General features: G+C 33.2%; 3 protein-coding genes. All 3 read left to right on the top strand.

The features are described 5' to 3' along the window. Positions 1-347 precede the first annotated feature (347 nt). The 3 genes from avs2 to ACSX1H_RS18615 all read left to right on the top strand — a co-directional run bounded on the left by avs2 (position 348) and on the right by ACSX1H_RS18615 (position 6622). A complete protein-coding gene (gene avs2 / locus ACSX1H_RS18625) occupies positions 348-4583 on the top strand; it encodes an AVAST type 2 anti-phage system protein Avs2 (RefSeq protein ID WP_439185762.1) in 4236 nt (1411 codons plus the stop codon). A gap of 339 nt (positions 4584-4922) precedes the next feature. Then, positions 4923-5321 carry a hypothetical protein gene (locus tag ACSX1H_RS18620; RefSeq protein WP_439185761.1) on the top strand — a complete coding sequence of 133 codons (399 nt, stop codon included), beginning with the start codon at positions 4923-4925 and terminating at the stop codon, positions 5319-5321. A gap of 143 nt (positions 5322-5464) precedes the next feature. Beyond that, positions 5465-6622 (top strand): TlpA family protein disulfide reductase, encoded by a 1158-nt coding sequence (locus ACSX1H_RS18615; protein ID WP_439185760.1) that lies wholly within the window; start codon positions 5465-5467, stop codon positions 6620-6622. Positions 6623-6792 lie beyond the last annotated feature (170 nt).

The raw sequence follows: 6792 nt of genomic DNA, 5'->3' as shown, positions 1-6792 counted from the left end.
AACTACGGCCCATAACACGCTATATGCACTATAACAAAAACCGCTATTATAAATATAATATCAGTTTCTATTACAGCCCATATAGCTACCGTTAGCTGCAAGTGAAAAAGACGAAACTGCAATATTGAAACCTGAATATAAATTTTGAAAAGACGGATAGAAAAAATTGACTCATTGATTGAAGGTTGGTGCAAGAAAAAATTAGTTTTTGCCACCGCGCTTCTGCCCTTCGGGACAGTTAGGGAAGCCCACGCACAAATAGCACATTTGGTTTTTCCCACCACACAATCAAACCTTGAAAAACCAAAAGAGCTATTTTCTTCCACCACTAAAAGACCTATTAAGCAATGAGTATAAATTGGAACAACATAAGACCCTTAGAGAATTCTCAGAATGAAGGATTTGAAGAATTAGTTTGTCAATTAGCAAGGAAAGAAGATATTGTTAGTAAAAAAACTTTCATTCGGAAAGGAAAACCAGATGCAGGTGTTGAATGTCTATGGATTCTAAACAATGATGATGAATTTGCATGGCAAGCAAAATTCTTTACTAATAGTCTTGAGGAAAACCAATGGTCACAAATCGACAAATCAGTCAAAACGGTTCTTGATAAACACCCAAACTTAAAAAAGTATTATATAGCGATACCTAACGACCCACCAGATGCTAGGATTGAAGGACAAACTTCGATGTTAGATAAATGGAATTCAAGAGTTGCAAAATGGGAAGAATGGGCTGAGGAAAAAGATTTGAGCATCGAATTTATTCCTTGGTGGAGTTCCGATTTAATCGAAAGATTGCAAAGACCTGAAAATGTTGGATTGACATACTTTTGGTTTAATAAAGAGGAATTTACAGATGAATGGTGTAAAGAGCAATCTGAACTATCTATTGCTGACTTGGGTAAAAGATATACGCCAAAACTAAATGTAAAATTAAAAATTGCAGAGATTTTTAACGGAATATCTAGAGATGAAAATTACAAAAGAAAAGTAACAAGCCTATTTGATAATTTACTGATTAAGGGTTATAAAATCATACCTAAAATAAAAGATTTAGATTCCTACTCCTCAGATATCCACAAGGAATTAAAAGCAATTCATGCTTTATTTGAAGATATAAATTTAAAGGGAATTCAAACATTGCCTTTAGAAGCATTCTTAGATTTATTAAGGAATGCCAATCAAATAGCATCTCACATTAAGAGCTACTATTTAGATGAAGAATCGAAGTTACAGGTCAAACCTGATGATTACAGATATTATAAAAAATTTGGTTATGAGATAAGTCATATCAGAGATTTTGAAGATTCGATTTATGAACTCACACGGTTTCTTGAAGGTACTACAATGAAATTAGCAAACCATCCTTTTCTGTTATTAGAAGGGGAAGCTGGAATAGGTAAATCACATCTATTAGCAGATATAATAAGTACACGGACAACAAATAATCTAATTAGCCTTTTCTTTTTAGGTCAACATTTTGTAACAGATGAAGACCCATGGACACAAATATTCAAAAAGAATGATATACATTGTTCTGTAAATGAATTTTTAGGTGCACTTAACTCGAAAGCTCAAATTTCAGGTCAGCGGATAATTATTTTTATAGATGCTGTTAATGAAGGACGTGGTAAATATTTTTGGGATAAGAATATCAAAAGTTTTCTTTCCAAAATTAAAAAGCATGAATGGTTAGGTGTTGTAATGTCAATACGCACATCGTATTCTGATTTAATTTTTCCAGCTGATGAAATTAAAGATGATGAAATAATCAGATATACACATTACGGTTTTAGAAATCAAGAGTATGAAGCAACAAAATTGTTTTTCAATAATTACGGTATAGAACTGCCAAGCATTCCCCTATTGCACCCTGAATTTCAAAACCCCTTATTTTTATTACTATTCTGTGAGGGTTTAAATAAAGCTGGTTATACCAGAATTCCCGATGGTTTACAGGGCATTACAGCTATAATTGATTTTTTTATTAATAGTGTTAATGATATCCTTTCAAAACCGATTCGATTAGATTATCCTAAAAGCATAAACGTTGTTAGAAAAGCAATAGAATCTTTAATCACATACAAGATTGAAAATCAATTAAGGTATGTTCCTTATGAGCAAGCATTTGTTTTAGCTAATAAAATATCACATGAATTTAGTATAAAAAGAGGTTTGCTTGATGAATTAATATCTGAAGGAATACTATCTAAAAACTTGTTTTGGAATCCTGAAAAACAATATGAAGAAGGTGTTTATTTAGCCTACGAACGTTTTGAAGACCACCTAACATCGACATATATTCTAGATACAAACCCTGAATTAGAAGAAGCCTTTAAAGAAGGTGGTGTTCTTTTTCAATTAGTTAAGGATGAACATTCTTGTTATATGAATAAAGGTGTAATTGAGGCACTTACCATTCAACTTCCTGAAAGAACAGGAAAAGAGTTTTATGAATATGTTCCTCATGTCAAGGATAGTTACCCTATTATTGAATGCTTTGTGCAAAGTTTGCTATGGCGAAAAACTGAAACAACAACAGAAAAGCTTGTTGGATATGTGAATTCTACTGTTCTTAAATATCAAGGTACTCATGATTTGTTTTGGGATACAATTTTATCTGTAACATCTATTCCCGACCATTATTTTAACGCTTATTCATTGCATAAAAATCTTATGGGCTTCAGCCTACCAGATAGAGATGCTTGGTGGACAATTTACCTAAAGCAACAATTTTATGATGAATCAGCGGTTAAGAGACTTATTGATTGGGCATGGAACACGCATGATAAAAGCCATATTTCAGATGAATCAGTAAAGTTGGCTGCAATAACCTTATCGTGGTTTCATACAAGTACGAATAGAAAACTACGTGATTCTGCCACAAAAGCCTTGATTTGTCTTTTGGAAAATAGAATCCATGTTTTAATAGAACTACTAAAGGAATTTGAAAATGTCAATGACCCCTATATTTATGAAAGGTTATTTGCTGTTGCATATGGCTGTTCAATTAGAACGGAACAAACTGACATTTTAAGTGAGCTTAGCAGCTATATTTATGAAACAATATTCAAGGATAAATCGGAGGTTTATCCACATATTCTTTTAAGAGATTATGCAAGGGGTGTTATTGAATTCACTTCTTATCTTGGTTATGATTTAGATTTTGATATTTCAGAATCAAGACCTCCGTATAAGAGTACTTTCCCAGCAACTTTCCCCTCAAATGAAGAAATTGATGGAAAGTATGAGTTAGATTATAAATCAAAGGATTTTAAACAACATTATTGGGCACAAAATAGCATTCTAAGTTCAATGATTACCGAATATGGTAGAGGAACAGCAGGTTATGGTGATTTTGGTCGATATACTTTTCAAAGTGCATTACGAACTTGGGATGTTGATGAAAACGCTTTAAGCAATCTTGCTGTAGAATGGATATTTGAAAAATATGGTTATGATAAAGATAAACATAGTGTATTTGATAGAGAAATAGGTTCAGGTAGAGGTCGAGATACGATTCCTCATGAACGAATAGGTAAAAAATATCAGTGGATTGCACTTTATGAGATGCTTGCAAGAGTTTCTGACAATTGCAGAAAATATGCAGATTGGAGTTATCGACATGAAGAGGAAGAAAAATATCAAGGTCCGTGGATTCCCTATGTTAGAGATATTGACCCTACAATGCTAATATATAAGACTGGAAGTTATGATGAAGAAGCACCTAATAACTTCTGGTGGACACAGGTAAAATATGCTAATTGGGAATTAGATAATAAGGAATGGGCAAAATTAAGTGAAGACCTTCCATGTTCAAAGAAACTAATAAATGTTGTCGACAAAAATAATGAGGAATGGTTTATACTTGAAGGTTATCCAGAGTGGGCAGAATCAAAGAAAGTTGGAGATGATAAATGGGATAAACCTCATAAAAGGATGTGGTATCAGCTTAGAAGTTATTTAATTGCAGAAGCTGACTATGAGAAAATGAAAGATTGGGCGTCAAATCAGGACTTTATGGGAAGATGGATGCCAGAAAGCTCGAGTAGATATGAAGTTTTTAGCCGAGAATATTATTGGTCACCTGCTTACAATTATTTTAACAACAAGGAGTATTATGGTGGAATGGAACTTCGAGAAGTACATGATAATATAACTGGTGAGTATATCGGTGATGCAATTTTAACTACTAATGACTTTTTATGGGAAGAAGAATTTGATAAGTCTAAAGAAGATACTATTAGCTTTCTTAAACCATCAAAACATATCTATGAAAATATGAAGTTGGTGTTTTCTAAGAAAGAAGGTGAATTTATTGACGAAAAAGGTGAGGTTATATGTTTTGCACCTTCTGTATACTTTGATTCTAAATCTTATCTATTAATTAAGAAAGAGCCATTTCTTAAGTTCTTAAAAGAAAGTAAATTAAGAATACTTTGGACAGTTTTAGGTGAGAAAAATATAATAGGAGGTCATTCAAATAGAGACGTTTTTTATGAAAGGTTAGAAATAAGTGGAGCATATTATTTAAATGAAAGTAATGAGGTTGAAGGAAATATTAATACGAAAATTACCTAGCGCTATAAAGCCATACACATTGTCAAGCCGCTCTAAAATGCCATCGCACAACCAAAACTTGTCAAAAAGTATGTCTTTTGCCGGCGCTTTTTTGCCGACTCTAAAAACTAATTTTTTCGGAAACAGCAGAGCTTCGTATGAGCGAATTGATGATTGTAAAATATTGATAATTAACTGATAATGAATGAACACCAGCAGCTAACACGGTATATAAAACATTTGGCGGAAAGTGCTAATTTTAAGGGCGGTACATTTAATAAACTTTGCAACGGTTTGATAGGAAATCGCTTTGAAATGCCAAACGTTTCATATACCCATCCGTTGGCAGCAAGTTAAAAAATGGACAAATTGATTGACATTCTATTTCAGACATTAGGACCGATTTTATTTATTGCATTGGTTATAATTGCTCTTGTCCGATTTCGAAAACTAAGTATTAGGACAAACGGAATAACGATCCTCGGAATAATTATATCCTTGATATGCGCTTGGAATTGGATGGAGAAAGGATTGGAACTTAAGAATAGTGAAGGATTTTTCATTGAAAGAAAAGAAGGAAAATATTCAAGTTTAACAGACGAAGCTGTTCAAGAAAAACTTGACGAATTAAATTTAGAAGAGAAAAATTCAAGAAACTATATGACATTATTTGGAATTGGATTTCTAGTTATTACAGCTACGACACTGACAATTAATTTGAAAGAAAAAATAAAACCAGCTGCCAACACGCCGCTATAGCGCATAGCAGGAGTCGGCTCACTTTGGGTGGGCAGATTCCCGCCTCGATTGTCAGTCCTCTCGGACGGACAATCAGCACCGAAAATCTGCTACAGCGCCATGCGGCCAACCGTTGTAAGCAATTGAACCAAACCCACATGCAAATGAAAACACTATTTTTAGTAAATGCAATTTTTCTATTCTGCTTATCAGCTTTTTCTCAAGCAGATATGGTAGGTAAAAAAGCACCTTCAATTGATATAGAAAAATGGGTCTATCCTAAAATTAAATCTGTTGACTGGCAAAATAGTGAAGTTCCAGAATCATTAGAAGGAAAAATAATTGTCATTGACTTCTGGTTTACAGAATGTGCACCGTGTGTTGCTTCCATTCCACAATTAAACCATTTAGCGAAAAAATATCCTGAAATCGTATTCCTATCAGTAACTTTTGATAATGAAAAAGTAATTGATGAGTTTTTGGACAAAATGATAATTAATTACCCTATTGGAATAGATACAGAAGAAAGAATAATTAATGCTTTTAATGTTGAAGGTTTTCCTGAGACCTTCTTAATTGATAAGAATGGAGTAATTCAATGGCAAGGAAGCCCATTTCACTTGAATATTAAAAAAGTAGATGAATTGATTGGGCGACAAAAAATTAATGAAAATATTGACATAAGTACTCAAGAAGTTCCGATTAACAATTCAGCTTATTCATTTACAATCCAAGAACATAATCTAGAAATGGGGCAATCATCTTATGCCCATTATAATCCGTACGATATAAATATCTTTAATAAGGACTTAGAAGCAATGTTAAGCACCTTTTATGGTATTAATAAATCAAGAGTTCTAACTCAAGATTCGATGCTTTTAAAAACGCCCTATGATTTGACCTTAATGGCAGACAAAGACTTAACAACTAGTGCCAATTGCGTTGAAATGCTAAAGTATCTTCTTCCAGAATATTTAGATATTAGACTCCAAGAAGTTAAACGGGATACTATTGTAGGTATCCTAAAAATTGAAAACGATTCACTGCTACTTTCTAATAAGTCAAATGCGAAGTTCTATGGAACCTCAATCAGGTATGATAATTGGGAAGCTAAAGGTGCTACACTAGTAAACTTAAAGAACTTTCTAGAGGACAATTATTCTAAATTAGTTGATATTAATGAAGTTGACGAACGGAAATATGATTTTGTCATTCCATCAAAAAACTTTAATAAAGCAAAAGAAACTTTATTAGTTGAGTATGGAATTAATGTAATAAATCAAAAAACCGAATCAGAATTTTGGCAACTAATAAAAGAATAAACAACATGCTTACAACAAACCGTCATAATGCATAGCTTGCCGCAGGCGCAACACAAGCCACGCATCATACGGCAAGCCGTTAGGCACAACCCAATGTTTTTAAGCCGGATTCGAAGTGTTTTTGGGATTTGTGCGGCTTTTGAGGAATTTGCTGCTCACCCACGGGCCAG

Origin of the sequence: Carboxylicivirga taeanensis, assembly GCF_051851475.1 — a bacterium.
In the GTDB taxonomy this organism is placed as follows: domain Bacteria; phylum Bacteroidota; class Bacteroidia; order Bacteroidales; family Marinilabiliaceae; genus Carboxylicivirga; species Carboxylicivirga taeanensis.
Note: the sequence above shows the minus strand (reverse complement) of the source record. Positions and strands in the feature narration are given on the sequence as shown.

What these genes read in the sequence shown, in the direction of transcription:
- avs2 (WP_439185762.1), top strand. Translation starts at nt 348, where the DNA reads ATGAGTATAAATTGGAACAACATAAGACCCTTAGAGAATTCTCAGAAT.
- ACSX1H_RS18620 (WP_439185761.1), top strand. Translation starts at nt 4,923, where the DNA reads ATGGACAAATTGATTGACATTCTATTTCAGACATTAGGACCGATTTTA.
- ACSX1H_RS18615 (WP_439185760.1), top strand. Translation starts at nt 5,465, where the DNA reads ATGAAAACACTATTTTTAGTAAATGCAATTTTTCTATTCTGCTTATCA.